The sequence below is a fragment of the Corallococcus terminator genome, from assembly GCF_049194865.1.
GTDB lineage: Bacteria > Myxococcota > Myxococcia > Myxococcales > Myxococcaceae > Myxococcus > Myxococcus terminator_A.
The window spans coordinates 12,600-35,880 of the sequence record NZ_JBLZWL010000046.1 but is presented as its reverse complement, the minus strand read 5'-3'; the positions used below and the strand labels follow the sequence as shown (position 1 = coordinate 35,880).

The following is a 23,281-nucleotide window of genomic DNA, read 5'->3' as shown; positions in this document are numbered from 1 at the left end:
TCCAGGAGCGGACGGCGTGGACCGCGTCCGTGGACACCCGGAACATCGCGTCGTGTGCTCGCCCCTCCCTCGGGTGCGAGCGTCCTGCTCAGTAGCCGAGCATCATCCAGGGACCCAGCAGCAGCATCCAGCCGAACACGAGCGCCTCCACCGTTCGCTGGACGAGCCCGCGCACCGGTGACTCGAAGGACAGCACGACCATGCCGAGCAGGACGAGCTTGCCCACCGCGCCCGTCAGCGTGGAGAGTTCGGCCAGCGAGGGGTCGTCCTCGAACACGCGCTGCAGGTCGATGAGGCCGCCGCCCGCGCCGAAGTAGCCCACTCCGGCGACCAGGTTGTGCATCTGGTTCTTCCACGTGCCCCAGAACGGCGCGCCCTCGTCGCAGGGGAACACCGCCGCGCCCACGTAGCTCACGCCCAGGAGCGACAGCAGCACCAGCCCGGTGATGACGCCTCCGTCAGGCGTGAGCAGTGAGTTCAGCACGGCGGCGAAGCCCATGACGGCGAGCCCCGCGGGCGCGAAGGCGAGCCACGCCACCCGCTTCGCCTCGGGGGCCCCCGAGGCGCCCAGCTCGCTGATGGTGTGGCGCACGTGGCTGTAGCCGGGCCGGCGTCGCGCGAACCACCACGGCGGCACGGTGGCGAGCGTCGTGGCGAGCAGCGCGGAGTAGAAGACCCAGGAGACCATGAAGCTATTTCAAGGGTTCTGGGTGGCCGGTGAAAGAGGATTCGAGCGGAGCCCGGCCCGTGGGGGGTAGACCAACGCGCGGGGCATCGTCAGATTGCAGGGGCTTTCGTCATGAGGAGGACGTCATGTCGCATCGCAGCCGACTCGCGGGCTTCTGCATCGATTGTGAGACGGGGGACCTGCGGTCCGCCGCCACTTTCTGGAGCCAGGCGCTGGGGCTCCGCTTGGGCGAGCTCGAAGTCGAGGGCGCCGCCGAGTACGTGCCCCTCCAGAGCACTCACGCGGGGCTGACCCTCGATGTGCAGAAGGTCTCCCACCCCTCGCGCATCCACATGGACATCGAGGCGGACGACCAGGAGGCGGAGGCCGTGCGCTTGGAAGCCCTGGGCGCGAAACGCATCGGCTGGGTGAAGCGTTGGTGGGTGATGGAGGCGCCCACGGGCCAGCGCTTCTGCATCGTGAAGATGAAGAATCCGGACCAGGGGCCGCCACCCACCGTCTGGGACTGAGCCCCGTCGCGGTGGGCCTCGCGGCTCAGAGTGCTCCGGCGACACTGGCGCGCAGGCGGCGGAGCCCCTCGTCGATGCGGTCCGCCGAGAGCGCGCCGTAGCCCAGCACCCAGCCATGGCGCGTCGGCGTGCCGGCGAAGTAGGGCGAGAGCGCCTCCACGCCAACGCCCGCGGCCCGCGCCTGCCCGGTGAGCGTCTTCTCCAGCCGGGCGCCGCCGCGCGCGAAGGTTGCGCTCAGGTGCAGGCCCGCGACGGAGGGCAAGAGACGCAGCCCGGCGCCGAAGTGACGCGTGAGCCCTTCGGTGAGTCGCGCATGCCGGTGTTCGTACTCGCGTCGCGTCTTGCGCAGGTGACGGGCCAGCAGGCCCGTGTCGATGAAGCGCGCGAGGACCGCCTGGGCGGGGAGCTGGCTGTGCGAGTCCGACACCTGCTTCGCCAGGCCCAGCTCCCGCTGGAGTGACGGCGGAGCGACGAGGAAGCCCAGGCGCAGCGAGGGGAGCAGCACCTTGGAGAACGAGCCGACGTAGAGCACGCGCCCGGAGCGGTCCAGGGAATGGAGTGTCTCCAGTGGTCGCCCGCCGAAGCGGAACTCACTGTCGTAGTCATCCTCGATGACCACCGCGTCGCGCTGGCGGGCCCAGTCGAGCAGCGCGCGCCTCCGCGCCGGTGACATCACGATGCCGAGCGGAAACTGGTGGGACGGCGTGACGTAGACGAGGCGTGCGTGGTCCGGCAGCGCGCTCACGTCGAGCCCTTCCTCGTCGACGGGCACGGGCACGACGCGTGCCCCCAGGGACTGGAACAGGAGGCGGGCGGGCGGGTAGCCCGGCTCCTCGACGGCGACGCAATCCCCAGGCTCCAGCAGGACGCGTCCGATGAGGTCGAGCGCCTGCTGGGCACCGTGGGTGATGAGCACGTCCGTGGCGTCGGCGCGCACGCCTCGGGACACACCGATGTGGCGCGCCACGGCCTCCCTCAGCTCGGGGTGGCCGGAGGGGTCCGCGTAGGCCGCGGTCATCGCGGAGGCGCGCAGCTGCCGCGCCATCAGTCGGCTCCAGGTCTCGAACGGAAACAGCGCGGCGTCGGGGATGCCGACGCGGAAGTCATGGGGCGCAGGGGGCTCGGACGGGCGAGGGGTGGGCAGCTCGCTCCAGAGGGCCCGGGGGCGCAGCTTCACTCCGACGGAGGCCCTGCCTCGGGGGGCGTGCTCGCGAGGCGGCGCCTGGACGAAGCTGCCGGCCCGGGTGCGTCCCGCGAGCAGGCCCTCCGCGCCCAGCCACTCGTAGGCGACGCTCACCGTGTTGCGCGAAACGCCCAGCCGCCGGGCCAGCTCGCGCGTGGGTGGCACCCGCTCTTCATCGCGCAGGCGACCGTCGAGAATCTGTGCTCGCAGGCCTCGGTAGATCTGCCCCGCCAGGTCCCTGCGGTCCTTGAGGTCGACGTGGAGGTCCATGCCGGACCCCTCCATAGATTGGCCCAACGAGATTCGTCAAACCTGGACCTGTCGGAGGGCCATGGCTGGAGCACCCTGGCGGCACTTCTCAACCGCGCCCTGGAGCCCCATGAGCTACGCCACGCCGCCGCTTGCTTCTCTCCCTGTCGACCCCGCGCGCATGCCCTGGGTGCCGATGGGCCCCCCTGGTCTCTCCTTCAAGCCGCTGCGCTTCTTCAAGGATGACGCGGGCTGGATGTACCTCTTCCGGCTGGAGCCCGGCACCGTCATTCCCCGGCATCGACACACGGGTGAGGTGCACGCCTTCAACCTCTCAGGGAAGCGCGAGCTGCTCGACACGGGAGACGTGGTGGGACCCGGCGGCTACGTCTACGAGCCCGCGGGCAACACGGACAGCTGGAGGGTCCTTGGCGATGAGCCGGTGGTGATTCTCATCAACGTGCGCGGCGCCGTGGAGTACCTGGACGCAGAGGGCCGCGTCACCCAGAGCGTCGGCTCCGCGGCCCGGCTGGAGACCTACCGGCGCTGGTGCGAGGAGAACGGCGCGGAGTTCCTGGCCACCCTCGAGTGAGGACGTCAGTGGCGGAGCTGGGCCTCCACCGTGTCCAGCACCTCGCCGCCCTCGCCGGAGAAGACGAGCTTGGTCATCGCCAGGGCGAAGCCCGCCACTTGTTTGGCGGTGACTCGGGGCGGCATGGAGAGCGCGTGCGGGTCCGTGACGACGTCGACCAGGGCGGGCCCCGGGTGTGAGAGCGCGCGCTCGAAGGCGCCGCGCACGTCCCCGGGGGCCTCCACGCGCTGACCCATGACGCCCATGGCCTCCGCCAGCTTCGCGAAGTTCGGATTCACCAGGTCCGTCTCCGTGTCCGGATAGCCCGACACCTGCATCTCCAGCTTCACCATGCCCAGCGAGCTGTTGTTGAAGATGACGACCTTCACGGGCAGGTCGTACTGCGCCAGGGTGAGGAAGTCGCCCATCAGCATGGAGAAGCCGCCGTCTCCGGACATGGAGATGACCTGTCGGTCCGGGTACAGGAGCTGCGCGCCAATGGCCTGTGGCAGCGCGTTGGCCATGGAGCCGTGCGTGAAGGAGCCGATGATGCGTCGCTCGGCCGTCGCGCGCAGGTAGCGGGCGGACCACACGTTGCACATGCCCGTGTCCACGGTGAAGACGGCGTTGTCGGCGGCCACCTCGTCGAGCATGGCGGCGACGAACTCCGGATGCATCGGACGGTGCGAGCCGACGTTGAGCACGTGGGCGTCCAGCTTGCGGCGCGCCTTGGCCAGCTCCTCCAGGGCGTTCTCCAGATGTCGGCGGTCCTCCTTCTGCTCCAGCCGGGGCAAGAGGGCGCGCAGCGTGTCCCGGACATCGCCGCAGAGGCCCAGGTCCAGGCGCGAGCGGCGTCCCAGGTGCTCGGGCCGCACGTCCACCTGGGCAATCTGGGGCTTCACCGGCATGAACGCGTCGTAGGGGAAGTCCGTGCCCAGCAGGAGCAGGACGTCGCACGAGTGCATGGCTTCGTACGCGGCGCCATAGCCCAACAGGCCCGTCATGCCCACGTCGTAGGGGTTGTCGTACGCCACCCACTCCTTGCCCCGGTACGCGTGTCCCACGGGGGACTGGAGTGCCTTGGCCAGCGCGAGCACCTCCGCGTGGGCGCCCTTGCAGCCGCTGCCGCAGAACACCGTCACGCGCGAGGCTGAGTTGAGCAGCTCGGCGAGCTTGTCCAACTCCGCGTCGGCCGGGCGCACCACGGGGGGCACGGTGGCGAAGGTGGAGGGGACGTCGTCACCGGCCTCGAGCGCGGCGATGTCCCCGGGAATCACCACGGCGGACACGCCACCCTTTGCCAGGGCCGTCTGCGCGGCGAGGCGGAAGAGGCGAGGGGTCTGCTTGGGGTTGGAGACCATCTCGCAGAAGTGGCTGCACTCGCGGAAGAGCAGCTCCGGGTGTGTCTCCTGGAAGTAGGAGGTGCCAATCTGGTCGCTGGGGATGTGTGAGACGAGCGCCATCACGGGGGCGTAGCTGCGGTGGGCGTCATAGAGCCCGTTGATGAGGTGCAGGTGGCCGGGGCCGCAGCTCCCCGCGCAGACCGCGAGCTTGCCGCTGAGCTGCGCTTCGGCGGAGGCGGCGAAGGCGCCGGCCTCTTCGTGTCGGACGTGGACCCAGCGCAGCTTGCCCTGGCTGCGGCGCACGGCGTCGGTGATGGGATTGAGGCTGTCGCCGACAACGCCGTAGATGCGCTCGGCACCCGCGTCGATGAGCGTCTGGACGAGCGCATCCGCCACACTGGAGTGACTCATGTGGATGAAACTGGGCGGCGCCTGGCTTCCAGACAACCCGAGTCAGCGAGGAGGCAGGCGCTCCCCTGGCCGCCCTGGTGCGGTGGGTGTCATCGTTCCTGCCTTGACCCGCCCCGCCCCCGATTCGCTGAAAGCACCTGGAATGAACTTCCGAACTTGCCGCGCACTCCTCCAAGTCGTTGTCGTTGCGGTCGTCGTAGCCGGGTGCGCCACCTCTCCAGAGGCGCCTGCGACGTACGCTTGGGCACCTGTGCGCCCACCCGCTGTGCCCGGCACGGGCCTCCCCACCCCCGGGCAGCCAGGGCAGGTTCGCCCCAAGCCCTTGCCGCGGAGTCCGCACAGGCGCGTGTTGCCGCCCACCCGGGAGCCGGGCCTTTGGGCTGGAGACGCTCCTCGAGCCTCAGCGGAACCGGAGGCGAACCCCACACCGGAGACGTCCAGCTCGAACAGGAGGGACCCGCCTGCCCCGGTGCCGGCGGAGCGACGCCGTGCTGAGTGCGAGCCCATTCCGGTGCCGCACGCGGGCGAGGATGCCCCGCATAACAAGTGCGCTGACAGGTTTCCGCCGAATCGCTACCCCGGCAATGACGTGCTCGTTGGCGGCAAGCGCTTTGATGCGCTGCAAGTCGGCATGCGTGTGCTGTGGGAAATCAAGACCCATCAATTTGACACGTACAACTCTTTCATCCGGCGGATGACGATCCTGGAGCAAGTGCCGTTGTTGCAGGAAGAGCGAGACATCGCGACGGCATGTGGATATGGCTTCGTCGTTGGGGTGAGCACCCAAGAGCACAAAGACGCGCTGCTCGAACGGGATTTCACCTTCAACATTGTTGTCACGGGGTGCAAGCGATGACCAAGCCGCGAACCCTGATCCTCATCGTCTATGCGCCTGCGCTCGTGGGCAATGACGGTCGCACGCTCGCGGTCGTCCACGGACTCGAACGGGCGCTCCCCGGTGTGCGCTTGGAGTGGGAGCTATCAAAGGCGGGGCGGCCCGTGGCATTGCCGCAGCGCGATGGGTGGCTCGCCGAAGCGAGCGCGCGCGGGAAATTCCCTCTGCTGTGTAACGGTGACGAGAGGTACCCCGTGACGGTTACAGGGTGGGGAAGACCCGCGGGACTCAGCGCGGGCGGCCAGTCACAATTTGAAGTCCACGCGGAGCTGCCGCTGGATGCGGCCAGCATCACGGCGGCGGCGGATGTGCTGGAGGGCGTGGCTGAAGGCGCACGTGCGTTCTGGGGGCGCGTGTTGCCGGACGGCGTGGCACCGGAGATGGCGAAACAAATTCGCCACTCGATGGAGCAGCCGCATGTCCCGCCTCGGGGGCTACCGGCGCTCAACCTTCCCCAGCACATTTCCTCGCCAGCGATTCCCCATCACCTCGGGTGGCTGAACTACTGGTCGGAAGCCGCTGCACAGACCCTCGGGTTCCCGGACCCTGCCCGCGATGCGGACTTGCTCTCTCGGGCGCGGCGCACTGCGACGGGCGGGTGGGTCGTTCGGCTCACGGAGACTCCGCTCGATCTCGACAATCCCGCGCACCTCGAGGCGCTCTTGCGCGCGTATGAGCGCTTCCCGGAGATTGGCGGGCGCGTCCCCCCGGGCTGAGTGGGATGGAGTTGGAGACGCGCTCCTCCTCGACGACGAGGCCTGACTGGCAACGGTAGCTCCGCGAGTCAGCGCCGGGCCACCAGGTGCCCCAGTGTGCCCCTCCAGCGTGGAGCGGGGCGGCACACCGGGGAACAGCGTGGGCCGACGGTACGGCTCACTCGTAACAGCTGCTCGCGATTTCGCGCAGCTCGACGATGCCCCACTCGCTGGCGGGACACGCGTGGGCATATTCCAGGGCCTCATCGCGCGTCTTGCAGTTGAGGAGGAAGAAGCCGCCGATGATCTCCTTCGACTCGGTGAACGGACCGTCGCTCACCGTGCGCTTGCCGCCGTAGTTCTCGATGCGTACCGCGTTGTCGTCGGACTTGAGCGCCTCGCCGGTGACGAGCACGCCATTGACCCGGAGCTTCTCCTGGAAGGCCATCATCCGAGCGTAGGCGGCCTGGCCCTCTTCGACTGGCCGGGCCTGGCGCTTCCCCGGGGCCTCCATCATCAGCAGCATGAATGACATCGCGCTCCCTCCTTTTTGAGAGCCGCGACTCTACGCCAGCCCCGTGACATCCCGTCGAGCCACCGCGTGCGTGTTGCTCGCTCTCCATCGCTTCGCCGCCAGTCGCACGGTGCGTTTTTCATTCGGGTGGACCGGCCCGCTTATCCCTGTCCGGTATCCGACGGGTGTGGACCGCCGCCGCACCATGGGTGAGAGAGGACCGCGCGACACCGAGGGTGTGCCTCCGTGGTTGACCGCGCGCGTCGGAGAGGGGAGCTTCCAGTGCGATGAGTGCTGGCCCCGACCTCTTCTCCGCCTCCGTCGATGTGAATCGCTTCGCTCCCCTCGCGGAGCGGATGCGGCCACGGACTCCCGATGAGTTCATCGGCCAGTCCCACCTGCTGGGCCCCGGAGGACCGCTGCGGCGGTTGATGGAGCGCAAGCAGATTGTCTCCTCGCTCTTCTGGGGACCGCCCGGCGTGGGCAAGACGACGCTGGCGCGCATGCTGGCCTCCAGCGTCGACGCGGAGCTGGTCATCCTGTCGGCCGTGTCGGACGGCATCCCCCGCATTCGCGAAGTCGTGGCCGAGGCCGAGCGCGCGCGCAACCAGTACTCGCGCCGCACGGTGCTCTTCGTGGACGAAATCCACCGCTGGGCGAAGAACGTCCAGGAGCAGGCGCTGCCGCACGTGGAGAGCGGCCTGTTCGTCCTCTTGGGCGCGACGACGGAGAACGTCAGCTTCGAGGTTCGCCCCGCGCTCGTCAGCCGGTGTCGCGTCTTCCAGCTCCAGGAGCTGACGCTCGCGGACATCCAGGGCGCGGTTCAGCGGGCGCTCACCGACGAGAAGCGCGGGCTGGGCAATCGCAAGCTGACCGTGGGAGAGGACGCGCTCGCGCTGTTGGCGAGGGGCGGGGCAGGGGATGTGCGCAAGGCGCTGGGCGCGCTGGAGATGGCCGCGGGGCTGACAGCGGACGGCGGCGAAATCACCGTGGATACGGCGCGCGAGGCGGTGGGCACCGGGCTGTCGCGGCACGATAAGGACGGAGACCAGCACTACGACTTGCTGAGCGCGCTCCAGAAGTCCTGCCGGGGCTCCAACGCGCAGGGCGCCATCTTCTGGGCGGCGAAGCTGCTGCAGACGGGGGATGTCGTGTCGCTGTGGCGCCGGCTCAAGGTCATCGCCGTGGAGGACGTGGGCATGGCGATGCCGGAGGCCATCACCATCGTCCGCGCGTGCGAGGAGGGCTTCCACTCCACGGGCATGCCCGAGGGCCGGCTGTTCGTCGCGCATGCCGTCGTCACGCTGGCCACGGCGCGAAAGAGCAACCGCGCCTATGCCGCGATGAACGCCGCGCTCGCCGCGCTGGAGGAGCACCCCAACGTGGCGCCGCCGCTGCCGCTGCGCAACGCGCCCACGGACCTGATGAAGGAGCTGGGGCACGGCAAGGGTTACACCCCGCCGTGGGACTTCAAGGACCACTATGCGCCGGGGCAGACGTACCTGCCCCCGCCACTGGAGCGCTCCGTCTTCTACCGCCCGAGCAAGGAAGGCTACGAGGCGGAGATCCACGAGCGCATGAGCCACTGGTGGCGCGAGGACAAGGCCAGCCGGGGCGAGTAGTCGCGGGGTTGCGGAAGTCAACGGGAGGCCAGCCCGTGTGGGCACCCCTCGCAACCCACGGCACACTGTGGCCGTTGAGCACCTGTCGGCCCCACGAGCGTTCTCTTCGTGCGGGCGCGGGCCGTCCTTGCATCGCTGGACGAGGATGTTCTAGTCCGCCGCGTGACGGTCTCCGACAAACATCGCGCCATCGAAGCGGTCTGGAGGATTGAGTCCGCTCGGCTCATCGCGGGTCTGGCGCGCATGGTGCGTGACGTCGGACTCGCCGAGGAGCTCGCGCAGGACGCGCTGGTCGCCGCGCTGGAGCGCTGGCCGACGGCGGGCATCCCGGACAACCCGGGTGCGTGGTTGATGGCCACCGCCAAGCGGCGCGCCATCGACGAGCTGCGCCGGGGCAAGCGCGTCGAGCGCAAGCACGAGGAGCTGGGCCACGAGCTGGAGTCGGACCAGGCGTACGGCACGCCGGACCTGGACGCGGCGCTCGACAACGACGTGGGCGATGACCTGCTGCGCCTGATGTTCATCGCCTGCCACCCCATCCTCTCCACGGAGGCCCGCGTCGCGCTCACCTTACGGCTGCTCGGGGGCCTGACGACGGAGGAGATCGCGCGCGCCTTCCTGGTGCCGTCCACCACCGTCGCCCAGCGCATCGTCCGGGCGAAGCGCACGCTCTCCGAGGAAAAAGTCCCCTTCGAGTTGCCCCGGGGCGAGCAGCTCGCGGTCCGCCTGTCGTCGGTGCTGGAGGTCATCTACCTCATCTTCAACGAGGGCTACTCCGCGACGGCGGGAGACGACTGGATGCGGCCGGAGCTGTGCGCGGACGCGCTGCGGCTGGGGCGCATCCTCGCGGAGCTGGCGTCGCAGGAGCCGGAGGTCCACGGGCTCGTCGCGCTGATGGAAATCCAGGCGTCGCGCGCGCGTGCCCGCGTGGGACCCAAGGGGCAGCCTGTGCTGCTGCTCGAGCAGAACCGCGCGCTCTGGGACCAGCTCCTCATCCGTCGCGGGCTCGCGGCGCTGGAGCGCGCGGAGAAGCTGGGCGGGGCCCAGGGGCCCTATGCGCTCCAGGCCGCGCTCGCCGCGTGTCATGCCCGAGCGCGCCAGCCGGAGGACACGGACTGGGCGCGCATCGCGTCGCTGTATTCGGTGCTCGGGCGGCTCACCCCGTCGCCCGTCGTGGAGCTGAACCGCGCGGTGGCGCTGTCGATGGCATATGGCCCCGCCGCCGGACTGGCGGTGGTGGACACGCTGACCTCGGAACCCTCGCTCGCCCACTACCACCTGCTGCCCAGCGTGCGCGGAGACCTGCTGCGCAAGCTGGGCCGCTTCGATGAAGCCCGGAAGGAGTTCGAGCGGGCGGCCACACTCACGCGCAACGTGCGCGAACAGGCCCTGCTCCTCGAACGCGCCGCCGCCTGCGCTCGCAAGGAGGCGTGAGCGCGCGGACGCGTACTCTCGCGGAAATCTTCCGCGTCACCTGGAGCCGAAGCGTGCGCAAGCGGCCGGTCGTCCCGGGCGGCGTCGCTCCGAGGGTGGCCGCCGGGGGAGTTGGACTACCCTGCGCGCATGTGCCGGAACATCAAGCCCCTGTTCAACTTCTCGCCTCCCGCCACGGATGACGACATTCGCGCGGCGGCCTTGCAGTTCGTCCGGAAGATCGCCGGGACGCGCAAGCCGTCGAAGCAGAACGCCGACGCGTTCGAGGTCGCCGTCGAGGACATCTTCCGCAGCTCGAAGCAGATGCTGGAGGGGCTGGTGGCGACGACGCCCCCGCGAGACAGGGTGCGGTTCGAGGCCCTGAAGAAGCTGCGCTACAAGAAGGCCGACGCCGGCTGAAGTCCCGCTCCGCCCCGCGCGAGCCCTGCCCGACTTTTCCCACGCAGTGCACACGGCGCATGGAGCCGAGGCTGGCCCTTGCGTCCTGAGGTCGTCCGATGAAGCGGTCCTCGTGGTGGTCCGTGGTTGCTGTCGCCTCGCTGCTCGCAGTGGGTTGTGGAAGTGAGAGTCCGGAGGCGCCCGAGGTCAGCGCACCCGAGAGCGCCACCGGGGCGCTCGCCTGCAGCACTCGAATCACCTACGGAGACCGGTGGATTCATTCCGCGGGCCACCCCGGCTATGACATCGCCGCGGACCTGGTGACGTGGGATGGCGTCTGCGTCAACGAGGGCACCAACTCCTACGCCGTGCTCTCCAACGGCTGGAAGCCCTACTTCACGGGCAACAACGCCTGTGTGATGGCGCTCGACACCGACTGTCCCGGCGCGGGGGCCTGCGCCACGCGGGTCACCTACGCCGCCGCCTGGCTGCACCCGGCGAACCACCCCGCGCAGTACGACGACGTCGGCGGGCGCGTCTTCTGGGACAGGGCCTGTGTGAACGCGTCTCCCAACTCCCATGCCGTGCTGTCGAATGGCTGGGGGCCCTACTTCTCCGGCGCGAACGCGTGCGGCATGTCCTTCCGCTACACGGGCTGCGGCGGCCTGTACCAGAACCCCGTCGTCGCCGCGGACTGCGCGGACCCGGGTGTCATCCACGACGGCACCCGCTACGTGGCCGCGTGCACGTCCGGCGGCGCGGCGAGCGCCTTCCCACTGCGCGTCTCCACCGACCTGGTGACGTGGACGGGCGCGGGCTCCATCTTCCCCTCGGGGACTCGGCCGTCGTGGGCGACCGGTGACTTCTGGGCACCGGAAATCCACCGCGTGGGCAGCCGCTTCATCGCCTACTACACGGCGCGCCACACGGACGGGAAGCTGTCCATCGGCGCCGCCACGTCCAACAGCGCGCTGGGCCCCTTCACGGATTTGGGCAGGCCCCTCATCCACGACACGGGCATGGGCATGATTGACGCCACGTTCTTCAAGGACACCGCCGGGACGGGGTACCTGGTGTGGAAGGCGGATGGGAACGCGGTGGGCCAGCCCACGCCCCTCTACGGTCAGGCGCTCTCCGCGGACGGCCTGTCCCTGGTGGGCACGCGGCGCACGCTCATGACCAACAACCTCGCCTGGGAAGGCGGCGTGGTGGAGGCGCCCTGGGTCGTCGCGCGCGGCGGTTATTACTATCTCTTTTACAGTGGTAACGCGTACTACAACAGCACCTACGCCGTGGGCGTCGCCCGGGCCACCAGCCCGTTGGGGCCATACACCAAGGCGGGCGCGCCCATCCTCGTGACGGGAGGCGGCTGGGTGGGGCCGGGCCACAACTCCGTGGTGAACGGACCGGGCGGCGAAACGGTCATGGTCTATCACGCGTGGAACAGCGCTCACACCGCGCGGGTCATGCTCGTGGACGCCATCACCTGGCCCAACGGCTGGCCCGCGGTGCCAGAGGCTCCCTCGGCGGGCTCGCGTCCCCGGCCGTAACCTCGGGACTGCCTGAGGGGGCACGGTGCACCGTGCCCCCTTCGGGCGTCAGGACATTCCGGCGGAGGTGTTGAGCGCGGCCTCGGGGGCTTCGGCCTTCTGGGGCCCCAGGGCGGAGCGCTGCAGCCAGCCCGCGAGGCCGAGCAGCACGAGCCCTGACGTCCGCAGCGTGCGCAGCAGCTCCGCGGCGTACGCCCCATCACCGGGCAGCAGCGGGGCCAGCCACACGCGCGCGTCGTAGAGCAGCCACGTGGCTCCGGACAGGCCCATGGCCCACCACACCCAGGCCAGCTTCCCGCCGCGCAGCATGTACGCCACGCTCAGGATGGGGGCGACCAGGAAGATGGTCGTCATGTCCGCCAGCGTCGACACCGTGCTGATGACCGCCGAGGGCGCGGAGATGGCGCCGGAGACGAAGTTGCGCACCTCCGTGAGGAGCGAGGGGATGCCCACCGCCAGCGCCGCGAGGGTCGTCACCGCCCACAGCGCCTTCGTGCGAGGGCTGGACGGAGGCTGGAGGCCGGACTGCCGGTAGGTCATCGCCAGGAGGATGAGCGCGTAGATGGTGGCGTTGTTGGCCAGCACCACGGCGACCATGCGGTAGGGCAAGAGCGGCGAGGCCGTGAAGGGGACGTCCGGCACCGTGTGCAGCCAGTAGCTGCGCAGCGCCGCGCTGACCAGGGACAGGGCGGCCCCCGCCGCGAGCCCGCCCCACACCTTGCGCAGGTAGTCGCCGGAGACGAACGCGCTCGCCGCGGCGAACGTGCCGGCGACGGCGAGCAGACCGCTCACCCAGCCCGCGACGTCATGCACCAGCCCCAGCCGCTCGGGCGCCGCCGTCGCGACGGCGATGAGGTGGGCCAGCTGAAGCGCGATGACGGCGCCGAACCACGGCGCGACGGAGGCGGAACGCCCGGAGGCGGTAGCGGGGCTCATCGCGCCTTCTCCAGCGAGGTGGCGATCTCCGCGAGGATGACCTTGGCGTGCAGCGCGCCAATGAACGTGTTGAGCATCGGCTTGAGGCCTTCGAGCAGCTGCGGGAGTTCCTGGAGGGTGACCTGCTCCGGCGGTCGCTTCAGGGCGCGCAGCGCCGCCGTGTGGATGGCCATCTTGGCGGTGAAGCCTCCGAGCAGGGGTTCGAGGTGCCGCACGAGAATGTCGTGCCAGCCAGCGGGGGCGGTCTGGGAGGACGAGGTGAGAATCGCGAACGCTCCTGGTGAGGACTTCCAGGGTAGAGCGAATCCCGGAGACATTCGAGAGGCCCGTCCGAGCCTCTCGTCGATTGAGTCCTGTTGTACCTGGATTACAGAGAGCACCTGTCTTGAGAGTGACAACAGGTGTAGCGGGTGAGGACGCCGCGTGCTGCGCCCGGCCGCCGGATGTCCAAGCAGGCATCCGGCGGCCAATGTGGGACGGACGGACGGACGGACGGACGGCTCAGGCCTTGATGTAGCGCTCGAAGACGAAGCCGAAGTCCTTCACCCAGTACTTCTGCTGCGCGCCGGCGAGCCAGGCGAAGGCGGCCTGGTTGAGTTCCTTGAAGGACTCGACGATGGGCGCGGGGCCGGCCTGTCCGCGGCCGAGCGTGGTGGAGGCGACCTCCAGGCTCGTCTTCGCGTGGCTGAGCGCCAGCTCGTTCTCGTGCATCAGCTCGGAGATGCGGAACAGGGCCTTGTAGAGGTCCTTCACCTGCTCCAGGTGCTTCTTGTGCACGTCGATGGAGAAGTCGCGCGCGCCCAGGCGGAACTTGATTTCGACGTCCATGTCGATGGTACCCGCGGTCTCCAGCATGACGTTGGAGATGGGGTTGGAGCTGTACGTGAAGCGGCGCAGCATGCGCTTCTTGCTCGCGGCGCTGGTGCCGTCGAGGTGGACGAGCGCCTTGTTGGTGAAACAGTACTCGTCGGACTTGGACTTGATGATGAAGAAGATCTTCTCCTGGTCCTCGTGCATCACATAGTCGTCGGAGTCCACCTTGTCGTAATCCGTGGCGGCGATGACGGAACCGATGTCACTGAGGCCGAGCGCGTCTGCGGCGAGCTTCCCGAACATGTCGAATCTCCCTGGGTGAGGTGTGCGGCGAGTTGGGCGGCGAGCATAGGGGACAGCCCCGTCACAGGTCGAAGCGAATGCCCTGCGCCAGGGGCAGCGCGTCGGAGTAGTTCAGCGTGTTGGTCTGCCGCCGCATGTATGCCTTCCACGCGTCGGAGCCGGACTCGCGGCCGCCGCCGGTGTCCTTTTCGCCCCCGAAGGCGCCGCCAATCTCCGCGCCGGAGGTCCCGATGTTGACGTTGGCGATGCCGCAGTCGGAGCCGGAGGCGGACAGGAACCTCTCCGCGCTCTGGAGGTCCCGGGTGAACACGGACGACGACAGGCCCTGGGGCACGCCGTTCTGGAAGGTGATGGCCTCGTCCAGCGTCCGGTACGACATGACGTAGAGGATGGGCGCGAAGGTCTCCGTCTGGACCCACGCATCCGTGGGCTTCACTCCGGTGATGAGCGTGGGCTGCACGAAGTGGCCGGGGCGCTCCAGCGCCTTGCCTCCGCTGACGATGCGGGCCCCCGCCGCGCGCGCCTGCGCCACTGTCGCCTCGAAGCGCTGCACGGCGGCCCGGTCGATGAGCGGGCCCATCAAGGTGCCCGGCTCCAGCGGGTCGCCGATGCGCGTCTCCACCTGGGCATACGCGGCGGCGAGTCTCCCCAGCACGTCGTCGAAGAGGGACTCGTGGACGAAGAGCCGGCGCGTCGTCGTGCAGCGCTGGCCCGCGGTGCCCACCGCGCCGAAGACGATGGCGGGAATCGCCAGCTTCAGGTCAGCGGTGGCGTCCACGATGATGGCGTTGTTGCCGCCCAATTCCAGCAGGCTCCGCCCCAGTCGCTGGGCCACGCGCACGCCCACCTGACGCCCGACGGCGGACGAGCCGGTGAAGCTCACCAGCGCCACGCGCGGGTCCTCCACCAGTCGCTCGGCGCGCGCGGTGCCCGCCGCGTTGAGCAGGAAGAAGACCTCCGGGAAGCCGCCGGCCTTCAGCGCGGCGTTGCAGATGCGCGTGGAGGCGATGGCCGTCAGCGGCGTCTTGGGCGAGGGCTTCCAGATGGACACGTCACCGCACACCGCGGCGATGAAGGCGTTCCAGGACCAGACGGCCACGGGGAAGTTGAAGGCGCTGATGATGCCCACCAGGCCCAGTGGATGCCATTGCTCGTACATCCGGTGCCCCGGGCGCTCGGAGTGCATCGTCAGGCCATAGAGCATGCGCGACTGGCCCACGGCGAAGTCGGCGATGTCGATCATCTCCTGCACCTCGCCGTCGCCCTCGGCCTTCACCTTGCCCATCTCCAGCGCGACGAGCGAGCCGAGCGCGTCCTTGTGCTTGCGCAAGGCCTCGCCACACAGGCGGATGGCCTCGCCCCGTCGGGGAGCGGGCAGCGCGCGCCACGCCACGAAGGCCTGGGCGGCGGCGTGCATCAGCTTCTCCTGGTCCTCCGCGCTCGCGGACGACACGGTCGCCAGGCGCTGGCCATTGGAGGGATTGAAGACCTCCAGGGCGGGCTCGGAGGCGGAGCCGGCCCACTCGCCGTGACCGAGATAGCTGCCAGGGTTGTGCTCGGTCAGGCCGAGCGCGTCGAGGGTGGGGTGGAGCATGGCCGACTTCCTACAACGTCGGTGGCTTCCTGGCGACCCGTGGCGCGGGTGGGCGCTCCGGCTGCGTGAGCACCCAGTCGACGAAGGTCCGCGCCGCCGCCCGGAGCCGCCGGTGGGACGGGTAGACGACGAAGTAGGAGTAGCGCGTGGGCAGCGGGGGACCCGGCAGCCGGACGAGGCTGCCGTTGGCGAGGAAGGGCTCGGAGACCTTGTCGCGCGCGAGCGCCGCGCCCAGTCCGCGCGCGGAGGCGAGCAGCGCGTTGGTGGTGTCGCTGAACGAGTGGCGGACGTCGAGCCGCGCGCCGTGCACTCCCGCGGCGCGGAACCAGTCCTGCCACGACTGCCGCGCCAGGTCCCCCACGAGCGGCAGCTTCTGGATGTCCGCCGGAGTCGACACCTGCTCGACGCCGGGCAGGTCCGGGGCGGCCACCGGGAACATGGCGTCCGGCATCAGGTGATGGGCGGTCATCCCCGGCCAGTGGCCCAGGCCATAGCGGATGCCCAGATCAGGCCCTCCCTCGTCGAAGCGCGTCAGCGCCATCTCCGTGTCGACGCGGATGCGCACGTGCGGGTGGGTCGAGGTGAAGTCCGGCAGGCGCGGCAGCAGCCAGGTGTGGGCCAGCGAGTGCATGGTGGTGAGGCGCACGCGGTGGCGCTCCTCCCGGGTGTCTCCCAAGTCCCGCACCACGTCGTCGATGTCCGCCAGCGCGCTCCCCGCGGCGTCGGCGAGCTGGCGTCCCTCGATGGTCAGGGACACGCCGCGCGCGTGCCGGTCGAAGAGGGTGACGCCGAGCAGGCCCTCCAGCTTGCGCACATGGTGGCTGACCGCGCTGGCCGTCAGGTGCAGTTCCTCCGCGGCATGGGCGAAGTTCTGGTGGCGCGCGGCCGCCTCGAAGGCCGCCAGGGCCGGGAGCCAGGCCGAGGGTAGGGGCATGCGAGCCTCAAATCACACTTGTGGCTGCCCTCAAAACCATGAGGTTGTGGCAGGAGGGAGCGGGGAGCAGAAAGAGGGCAGACCGGCGTCAGATTCGTGCCTTGCGTCACCCTGGTGGACCGTCCCATGAACTCTCCTGCTCTTGTCCGTCCCGTCGTTCCCGCCCTGTCCGGCGCCTGGCTCACCCCGCTGGAGCTGGGGTTGCTGGGGGCCATCTGGGGCTCCTCCTTCATGTTCATGCGCATCGCCGCGCCGGACTTCGGGGCCCTGCCGCTCGTCTCGGTGCGGCTGGTGCTGGGGTCGCTCGTGCTGATGCCGTTCCTGCTGCGCCACCGAGCGGCCTTCCGCCCCTCGCTCTGGCCGAAGCTGGCGCTGGTGGGCGCGCTCAACGCGGCGGCGCCCTTCGCGCTCTTCGCCTGGGCCGCCCAGCGCGCGCCCGCGGGCATCAGCGCCATCGCCAACAGCATGACGGTGCTCTTCACCGCGCTGGTGGCCTTCCTCTTCTACGGCGAGCGCATCGGCGGGCGGCGGGCGGTGGCGCTCGTCATCGGCTTCGCGGGCGTGGTGGTGCTGGCCAGCGGCAAGATTGCTGGAGCCAGCCCCGGCCTCGCGGTGGCGGCGGGCGTGTCCGCGGCCTTCCTGTACGGCGTCTCGGCGAACCTGGTGCGGCGGCACCTCACGGGCCTGCCGGCGGGCGCTGTCGCCGCGGCCACGCTGGGCTTCGCGGCGCTGCTGACGTTGCCGTTCGCCGTAGCCACCTGGCCTTCCCAGCCCATCCGAGGCGTGTCCTGGCTGTCGGCGGTGACGCTCGGCGTGCTCTGCACCGGGGCGGGGTATGCGCTGTACTACCGGCTCATCCAGCGCCTCGGCGCGCCTCGCGCCGTCACCGTGACGTACCTGCTGCCGCTGTTCGGCGTGGCCTGGGCGTGGCTGCTGCTGGACGAGCCGGTGACGCTCCCCATGGCCGCCGCGGGGGCGCTCATCCTGGGCAGCGTCGCGCTGAGCCAGCGGAAGCCTTCTTGACGAAGGCCGCCGCCGGCCGGCTCGGCTCGGCTCGGAGTGGCTCAAGGACAGCCGGAGCTGACCTGGAGCGCGTCGTAGGCCATCCATCCGTTGCGCTTGGTTCCGGTGGTGGCCGCGATGACATAGCCATACAGGAACTTCATCTCCCCTGACTGCTGGCGGTAGCGGCCCGCGCTGTCCTGGACCCAGAGGGGGATGTCGATGGAGGGGACGCCATGCTCCGTGGGCACGTCCAGGCGCTGGAACTTCGTGCCCGCGGGGAAGTGGTCCACCGCCGGTCCGCCCAGCGCCATGCCCGGGACGTTGAAGGCCAGATTGACCGAGCGCACGCCGTTGGCGCGCACCAGCGGCAGGTAGTCTCCAGCGCGCTCGTGCGTCGCGTCGCTGTCATAGACGACCTTCTTGAGCTCCAGCACCGGGTCATGTGAGTTGCGCACGGCGTAGCAGCCCAGCTTGTCCAGCGCCGCGCCCAGGGCCGAGACGTGGCCGACCTTCTGCTCGAAGGACGTGCGGCCCAGGATGCTGGAGATGGGCAGCCACCCCGCGCTCGAGTTGGACGTCGACACCGCGAAGGCGTGCAGCTCCCCGGCGAACGTGCGCGTCTGACCGTAGTTGAAGGCGGCGCTGGTGCGCGTGTTCGTCCCCACCACGGTGCCGTTGCCATCCCGGATGGCGACCCCCGTCGAGAGGCCCCAGTTGTCGTCCGCCGGGTCGTTGGTGGGAACGCGGTTGCCCCCGTTCACCTGCAGCTTGCAGTTGTAGCCGCTCACCAGGCAGTAGCCGCCATTCACCCCGGCGAAGGCCGCCTGCTCCCGCGTCGACAGCGCGTCCTCAGCGCCCTCGCTGGCGCCTCCGCAGGCGGTGGTCGTCCACAGGAGGAGGCCGAGACTCGTGAAAATCAGTTTTCGCATGTAAATCTGGAATAGTGGAAAGACCGCACCGTCGTCAATGCGCGCTTCGTCGAGCGCGTGCGTCATGTGGAGAAGTCAGACAGTGGACACGCCGCGCCGTGTTTCACGGACCCCGAGTTCGACAGGGGCCGGTGTATGGGATTGCGGCGGGGATGGGAGTCGCTCTGTCATTGCGCGGGTCCTGGCGCTTCCCGCGAAGGGGGGTAGTCTCGCGGCGCGATGGCCCGCCCCACCGAAGTCCCCGTCCCTCCGCGCCGCTTCCATGACGAGCCGCTCGTCCTCATCCTGCGCCACCTGAAGGCGACGCTCGTGGGAGAGGGCAGGGTGCGAATCGAAGTGCCGGACCCGGACCTGGGCCGGGGCTGTTACCCGGGGGAGCGCGTGGGGCCGGGACAGGGACTGGTGCACCGTCCGCTGAGGAGTTGGTGTGACCTGGCGGAGGGCCTGGCGTGTCGCCTGCTCACGCCACGCGGCGTTGACGACACCCATGTCTCGCTCACCTTCGAGCCCCTGGGCGCCGAGGCGCCCTGGCACGCGGGCGGCGCGTCTTCCGACTCCGAGGCGGCGTCACCCCAGGAGCGCTACGGCGCGGACTCCGCCTTCGCGCGCGTGCGCAAGCTGGAGGACGCGGGCTTCCTGTTGCCCTGGCTGGAGGCGCTGGGCCGGGTCCGCCTGCCCGAGGGCGCACGGGTGCTGGACCTGGGCGTCAATCGCGGAGACGAACTCGCGGCCTTCGCCTGGGTGGAGGGCGCGCCGGAGGTCACCTTCGTCGGCGTGGACCACAGCGCCAGCGCGCTCTCTGAAGCGCGGGCCCGCTTCCCCGACGCGCGTCACTCCTTCCTCGTCGCCGACCTCAACGCGCTTCCAGAGGGACTGGGCCGCTTCCACCTGGTGGTCTCCGTGGGCACGCTGCAGAGCCCTGGCGTGGATGACCACGCGCTCCTGCGCACGCTGGTGCAGGAGCACCTGGAGCCCGAGGCGACGCTGGTGCTCGGCTTCCCCAACTCCCGCTTCCGCGACGGGGAGGTCGTCTACGGCGCCCGCGTGCGCAACCTGCGCGAGCCCGACCTCTCCCTGTTGGTGAAGGACCTCTCGTTCTATCGCCGCTACCTGCACCAGCACGGCTTCCGCACGTTCGTCGGCGGCAAGTACGACTTGCTGCTCACGGCGGTGCGCGGCCCGGGTCAGTCCTCGGCCTGAACGTCCTCGGGCTTGACGCCCCAGTCCGCCAGCACCTGCGCCTCGTCCTCTTCGCTCTTCGTCTTCTTGAAGCGGGCATCGGACACGCCCTTCACCCGTCGCTCGCACGCGGCCCACGTCGAGTGGCGCTTCACGCTGCGGCCCACCTGGCTCAGGTACGAGTGCGCCTTGGCCTTCTTGCCCTGCTCCTCCCGGGGCTTCTCCGGCGGCAGGGACGTGTCCTCGGGCACGTCGTACACGTCCACGTCGTAGCCGACGAGCGAGCCGGTGTAGAGCCGCATGCCCTTGCCGCGAGAGAAGGAGACGGCGATGGCGTCCACCCGCTCGTTGCCCGGCACGCCCACGTGCCCGCGGACGTAGTGCCACTCCACGGCGGCGGCCTCGCCCGAGTGGGTCTGCTTGCGCTGGGCCAGCAGCGCCATCAGCCGCTTCCAGTAGATTGTGTTGGCCACCTCCTTGCCGTCGGCCGTCTTCCACCCTCGCTTGCTCCAGCCGAACGCCCAGCGGGTGGCGCCCTGAATCACGTAGGTGGAGTCCGTGTGGATGTGCAGCGGCCCCGGCGTCGCCTCCAGGTGGCGCAGCGCCTTGCCCACGGCCGTCAGCTCCATCCGGTTGTTGGTCGTCTCCGGCTCGTGGCCGCCCAGCTCCGTCACCTGCCCGTCGGGCGTGGCGATGAGGGTGCCCCAGCCTCCCGGGCCCGGGTTGCCGGAGCAGGCTCCGTCGGCGAAGACGAACGTGGCGTGGCTCTTCATGCCGCCACCCTAGGCGGCCCCGGCTTCGCCCTGCCAGGAGGACTCGCGCCGCCGGCGTCCTCGGGCTGACACGAAAGTCGTGATTCCACGCCCAGCCAAGGACTCCCGCTCTGGTACATCACCCTGGTACGTGGCTTGCTCTCGGCCCTCCCCGCTCGGGCCCATGGGTCGGGGTGTCCGAGGGAAAGCCCGCCATCGCCATGCAGACCGAGCATCCTGCCTCCCCACGTCCTCCGCGCTCCTCCTGGCCGCACCCCTCGCGTGCGCGTGCGTGGGCCGCGCGCTTCGCCCTGCTGGTGGCGAGCGTCGCCTCGGTGGCCACGTCCATGTCGGGCCCGTCCCCCGTTGTCGTCGAGTCCCCGCCGGGCACGCTTCAACTGTCGGATGCGTCCCCCACCGCCCGCGCGGTCCTCCCGGTGAAGGTGCATGTCCCGAGGGGCTCCACGCAGACGGTCTGGGTGACGATGCGCGCGCCGCTCGTCGCGAAGTGGACGCCGGACGAGGCGGGCGCCACGGAGCAGCCCGTCATCGAGGCGAAGCTCGTTTTCGGTCCGCGCGCCTTCAACGTGGCCTCCTCCGCGCCGCTGACCGCTGGAGAGGCGGGTGCGGTGAGCTTCGAGGCCCTGTCGGATGGGGACGTCTGCCAGTTGGAGCAGGCGTGTGAATGGGACGCGACGCTCGAGCTGACGCTCCAGGGCGCGGCCGAGAAGGACATCCGGGGCACCGTGGACGTGGAGTGGCGCATGGTGGCCGAGGTGAGCATCGACGACTCGGAGGACTCGGCGCCGGATGGGCTCGAGGTCCTCGTGGGGACTCGCTGAGGCGTGCGCGCCTCCGTCTCCACCTCCGCTCCGGCGCGGCCCGTGCCGGGCGACACGCTGCTGCATCCGCTCGTGTTCGGAGCGGTGCTGGTGCTGGTGCTCAATGACCACGTGTTGAAGGCCCGCTGGCCGTCGTGGTGGACGGGGAAGCTGTCGGACGTCGCGGGGCTGGCCATGTTCCCGCTCCTGCTCCAGGGGCTCTGGGAGCAGTCCGTCGCGCGCGGTGCCCGGGCCTTCCAGCCGTCTCGCGCGGTGCTGACCACGTGCCTGGTGCTGACGGCGCTGGTCTTCACCGCCATCAAGGTGTTCGAGCCCGCCGGGGACTGCTGGCGCTGGGGGCTCGGCACGTTGCAGTGGCCGGTGCGCGCGGCGTGGGCGGGGCTGTCGGGGCGGGTGATTCCGGGCGTGGCGCCGGTGGCTCACACGATGGATGTCACGGACCTGCTCGCGCTGCCCGCCCTGTCGGTCTCCCTGTGGCTGGGGCTGCGGCGCGTGAATCAGACGCGCTGAGCGTCCCGGGCCTCAACCGCGCATCAGAGCGAGCCGAGGAACGCCAGCAGGGCCTCGCGGTCCTCCAGGAGCAGCCGCGTGTAGCGCTCCTGCGCGGGCGCGGCCTCTCCGCCGTGCCACAACACGGCCTCCTCCAGGTTCCGGGCGCGGCCGTCGTGCAGGAAGCGCGTGTGGCCGCTCACCGTTTGCGTCAGGCCGATGCCCCACAGGGGCGGGGTGCGCCACTCCTGGCCGGTGGCCAGCCCGTCAGGGCGTCCGTCCGCCAGGCCCTCGCCCATGTCGTGCAGCAGCAGGTCCGAGTACGGGAAGATGCGCTGGCGCGACAGCTCCGGGAAGCCGGGGACCTCCTCTGTCTCGAAGGGGCGGTCCACGTGGCAGGAGCCGCAGCCGATGGCGCGGAACACCGCCTTGCCACGCAGCACACCGGGCGAGTCCCAGTCCCGTCGCTTCGGCACGGCCAACAGCCGCGTGTAGAAGACGAGCCGCTCCAAATCATAGTCCTTCACGTCGGGCGCGGCGGCGGCCACCGGGGCGCCCTCGGGCTCCTGGGCGTGGGGATACACCTCGTTCGTCAGCCCCATGTCCGCCACCAGCGCGTGCGTCACCTGCTGGAGCAGCGTGGGCTGGTTGGCCTTCCACCCGAAGCGGCCCATCCGGGAGCGACGCTCCTTCACGTCCTCCACCTGGTTGGAGCGCCCGGAGATGCCGTCGCCGTCCCGGTCCTCGGGGTCCGTCAGCGCCAGCAGGGCCTGCTCGGGGATGGCCTCCAACAGCCCCAGTCCGAAGTTGGCTGGAGCCACGCGGGGGGAGAAGGGCGTGCCGTCCTCCAGCGGACCGCGCGTCAGGTCCTTGAAGCGGTAGCGGGGGCGCAAGAGCTCGTAGGTCTCTCCGGTGGAGAACGTGCCGCTCAGCTCCTCGTGGCTCACCTCGACGGTTCCCTCGCCTTGGGGCTGGCCGAGCTGGTGGAGGTCGAGCTGCTCGCCATACACCGGATGCGGTCCGGGACCCGCGCGGGAGCCGAGCTGGAAGGCCATCGACACCAGGGGCTCGGTGGGCGCGAGGGGAGGGCGCCCGCGCCCGTCCTTCACGTGGCAGCCCATGCAGGAGTTGGAGCTGAAGAGCGGGCCCAGTCCGGGGCCATGGCCAGGGTCACTCCAGTCGCGGTCGAAGACGCGCTTGCCCAGGTGGAACTCCGGCCACCGCGAGCGGTCCATGTTCGGCGGCGAGCGGCCGAAGGCATTGCGCCCCGTGTCCGTCACCGTGGCGGCGCCACCGGGCAGCTCCTCGTCCGGCTCCAGGGCGAGGTCGAGCTGTCCCAGCACCAGGGGCGGGGGCAGGGGACGACGCCCCGTCTGCGCCCACACCGCGGTGAGCAGCAGGGCTCCAAGGGGGATGCCCAACAGGTACAGCCGCCGGCTCATCGAGGTGTCTCCAGGGAGGCG

General features: G+C 70.1%; 24 protein-coding genes. 12 read left to right on the top strand and 12 right to left on the bottom strand.

Translation table 11 applies throughout. The features are described 5' to 3' along the window. Window positions 1-88: 88 nt before the first annotated feature. A complete protein-coding gene (locus ACN469_RS16150; RefSeq protein WP_498768849.1) occupies window positions 89-688 on the bottom strand; it encodes a DUF998 domain-containing protein in 600 nt (199 codons plus the stop codon). A 125-nt stretch (window positions 689-813) separates the two neighbouring features. On the opposite strand from ACN469_RS16150, the gene ACN469_RS16145 reads away from it, so the two are divergent. Beyond that, window positions 814-1,197, top strand: coding sequence for a VOC family protein (locus tag ACN469_RS16145; protein ID WP_498768847.1), 384 nt, complete (start codon window positions 814-816; stop codon window positions 1,195-1,197). A gap of 25 nt (window positions 1,198-1,222) precedes the next feature. On the opposite strand, the gene pdxR is transcribed toward ACN469_RS16145, so the two are convergent. Continuing rightward, entirely contained in the window at window positions 1,223-2,650 is a 1,428-nt protein-coding gene (gene pdxR / locus ACN469_RS16140; RefSeq protein WP_498768845.1) for a MocR-like pyridoxine biosynthesis transcription factor PdxR, read from the bottom strand. A gap of 109 nt (window positions 2,651-2,759) precedes the next feature. Here pdxR and ACN469_RS16135 point away from each other — a divergent pair, with 109 nt between their 5' ends. Then, window positions 2,760-3,221 carry a 2,4'-dihydroxyacetophenone dioxygenase family protein gene (locus ACN469_RS16135; RefSeq protein ID WP_498768843.1) on the top strand — a complete coding sequence of 154 codons (462 nt, stop codon included), beginning with the start codon at window positions 2,760-2,762 and terminating at the stop codon, window positions 3,219-3,221. Window positions 3,222-3,226: 5 nt separating this feature from the next. Here ACN469_RS16135 and poxB read toward each other — a convergent pair whose 3' ends face one another. Next, window positions 3,227-4,954, bottom strand: coding sequence for a ubiquinone-dependent pyruvate dehydrogenase (gene poxB / locus ACN469_RS16130; RefSeq protein WP_498768841.1), 1,728 nt, complete (start codon window positions 4,952-4,954; stop codon window positions 3,227-3,229). A gap of 142 nt (window positions 4,955-5,096) precedes the next feature. Between poxB and ACN469_RS16125 the strand changes: the two genes are divergently transcribed. Both ACN469_RS16125 and ACN469_RS16120 read left to right on the top strand, forming a co-directional pair. Further along, window positions 5,097-5,810 carry a DUF6310 domain-containing protein gene (locus ACN469_RS16125; RefSeq protein ID WP_498768839.1) on the top strand — a complete coding sequence of 238 codons (714 nt, stop codon included), beginning with the start codon at window positions 5,097-5,099 and terminating at the stop codon, window positions 5,808-5,810. Beyond that, entirely contained in the window at window positions 5,807-6,565 is a 759-nt protein-coding gene (locus ACN469_RS16120) for a DUF5953 family protein (RefSeq protein ID WP_498768838.1), read from the top strand. The genes ACN469_RS16125 and ACN469_RS16120 overlap by 4 nt, the downstream gene beginning before the upstream one ends. Before the next feature lie 157 nt (window positions 6,566-6,722). Here the strand turns inward: ACN469_RS16120 and ACN469_RS16115 are convergent, their stop codons facing one another. Next, on the bottom strand, window positions 6,723-7,079 hold the full coding sequence (locus ACN469_RS16115; RefSeq protein WP_498768836.1) for a YciI family protein: 357 nt from the start codon (window positions 7,077-7,079) through the stop codon (window positions 6,723-6,725). Window positions 7,080-7,345: 266 nt separating this feature from the next. On the opposite strand from ACN469_RS16115, the gene ACN469_RS16110 reads away from it, so the two are divergent. From ACN469_RS16110 to ACN469_RS16095, 4 genes are all read left to right on the top strand, one after another. Continuing rightward, window positions 7,346-8,680, top strand: coding sequence for a replication-associated recombination protein A (locus ACN469_RS16110; RefSeq protein ID WP_498768834.1), 1,335 nt, complete (start codon window positions 7,346-7,348; stop codon window positions 8,678-8,680). 162 nt (window positions 8,681-8,842) lie between these two features. Beyond that, window positions 8,843-10,114 (top strand): RNA polymerase sigma factor, encoded by a 1,272-nt coding sequence (locus ACN469_RS16105; protein WP_498768832.1) that lies wholly within the window; start codon window positions 8,843-8,845, stop codon window positions 10,112-10,114. A 129-nt stretch (window positions 10,115-10,243) separates the two neighbouring features. Beyond that, the gene (locus ACN469_RS16100; protein WP_498768830.1) at window positions 10,244-10,513 is read left to right on the top strand and encodes a DUF2277 domain-containing protein; all 270 of its coding nucleotides are present in this window, start codon (window positions 10,244-10,246) and stop codon (window positions 10,511-10,513) included. A 98-nt stretch (window positions 10,514-10,611) separates the two neighbouring features. Further along, on the top strand, window positions 10,612-12,042 hold the full coding sequence (locus ACN469_RS16095) for a glycoside hydrolase family 43 protein (protein ID WP_498768828.1): 1,431 nt from the start codon (window positions 10,612-10,614) through the stop codon (window positions 12,040-12,042). Window positions 12,043-12,090: 48 nt separating this feature from the next. Here ACN469_RS16095 and ACN469_RS16090 read toward each other — a convergent pair whose 3' ends face one another. The 5 genes from ACN469_RS16090 to ACN469_RS16070 all read right to left on the bottom strand — a co-directional run bounded on the left by ACN469_RS16090 (window position 12,091) and on the right by ACN469_RS16070 (window position 16,622). After that, window positions 12,091-12,978 (bottom strand): hypothetical protein, encoded by an 888-nt coding sequence (locus ACN469_RS16090; protein WP_498768826.1) that lies wholly within the window; start codon window positions 12,976-12,978, stop codon window positions 12,091-12,093. Then, window positions 12,975-13,193 carry a hypothetical protein gene (locus tag ACN469_RS16085; protein WP_141644684.1) on the bottom strand — a complete coding sequence of 73 codons (219 nt, stop codon included), beginning with the start codon at window positions 13,191-13,193 and terminating at the stop codon, window positions 12,975-12,977. Before ACN469_RS16085 ends, ACN469_RS16090 begins: the two co-directional genes overlap by 4 nt. Window positions 13,194-13,479: 286 nt before the next feature. Beyond that, a complete protein-coding gene (locus ACN469_RS16080; protein ID WP_498768824.1) occupies window positions 13,480-14,094 on the bottom strand; it encodes a PH domain-containing protein in 615 nt (204 codons plus the stop codon). Between the two features lie 61 nt (window positions 14,095-14,155). Next, the gene (amaB, locus tag ACN469_RS16075; RefSeq protein ID WP_498768822.1) at window positions 14,156-15,688 is read right to left on the bottom strand and encodes an L-piperidine-6-carboxylate dehydrogenase; all 1,533 of its coding nucleotides are present in this window, start codon (window positions 15,686-15,688) and stop codon (window positions 14,156-14,158) included. A 10-nt stretch (window positions 15,689-15,698) separates the two neighbouring features. Next, window positions 15,699-16,622: a LysR substrate-binding domain-containing protein gene (locus tag ACN469_RS16070; RefSeq protein WP_498768820.1), complete on the bottom strand. Its 924-nt coding sequence runs from the start codon at window positions 16,620-16,622 to the stop codon at window positions 15,699-15,701. A gap of 126 nt (window positions 16,623-16,748) precedes the next feature. On the opposite strand from ACN469_RS16070, the gene ACN469_RS16065 reads away from it, so the two are divergent. Next, a complete protein-coding gene (locus ACN469_RS16065) occupies window positions 16,749-17,645 on the top strand; it encodes a DMT family transporter (protein WP_498768818.1) in 897 nt (298 codons plus the stop codon). Between the two features lie 41 nt (window positions 17,646-17,686). Here the strand turns inward: ACN469_RS16065 and ACN469_RS16060 are convergent, their stop codons facing one another. Further along, on the bottom strand, window positions 17,687-18,556 hold the full coding sequence (locus ACN469_RS16060) for a hypothetical protein (protein ID WP_498768816.1): 870 nt from the start codon (window positions 18,554-18,556) through the stop codon (window positions 17,687-17,689). A gap of 219 nt (window positions 18,557-18,775) precedes the next feature. On the opposite strand from ACN469_RS16060, the gene ACN469_RS16055 reads away from it, so the two are divergent. Then, a complete protein-coding gene (locus ACN469_RS16055; RefSeq protein WP_498768815.1) occupies window positions 18,776-19,756 on the top strand; it encodes a class I SAM-dependent methyltransferase in 981 nt (326 codons plus the stop codon). Here ACN469_RS16055 and ACN469_RS16050 read toward each other — a convergent pair. Then, window positions 19,741-20,508 (bottom strand): RNase H family protein, encoded by a 768-nt coding sequence (locus ACN469_RS16050; RefSeq protein ID WP_498768813.1) that lies wholly within the window; start codon window positions 20,506-20,508, stop codon window positions 19,741-19,743. The genes ACN469_RS16055 and ACN469_RS16050 overlap by 16 nt on opposite strands. 200 nt (window positions 20,509-20,708) lie before the next feature. Between ACN469_RS16050 and ACN469_RS16045 the strand changes: the two genes are divergently transcribed. Next, window positions 20,709-21,329, top strand: a complete 621-nt coding sequence (locus tag ACN469_RS16045; RefSeq protein WP_498768812.1) for a hypothetical protein — start codon at window positions 20,709-20,711, stop codon at window positions 21,327-21,329. 3 nt (window positions 21,330-21,332) lie between these two features. Further along, on the top strand, window positions 21,333-21,839 hold the full coding sequence (locus ACN469_RS16040; protein WP_498768810.1) for a hypothetical protein: 507 nt from the start codon (window positions 21,333-21,335) through the stop codon (window positions 21,837-21,839). Between the two features lie 23 nt (window positions 21,840-21,862). On the opposite strand, the gene ACN469_RS16035 is transcribed toward ACN469_RS16040, so the two are convergent. Then, entirely contained in the window at window positions 21,863-23,260 is a 1,398-nt protein-coding gene (locus ACN469_RS16035; RefSeq protein WP_498768808.1) for a di-heme oxidoreductase family protein, read from the bottom strand. Window positions 23,261-23,281: the final 21 nt, after the last annotated feature.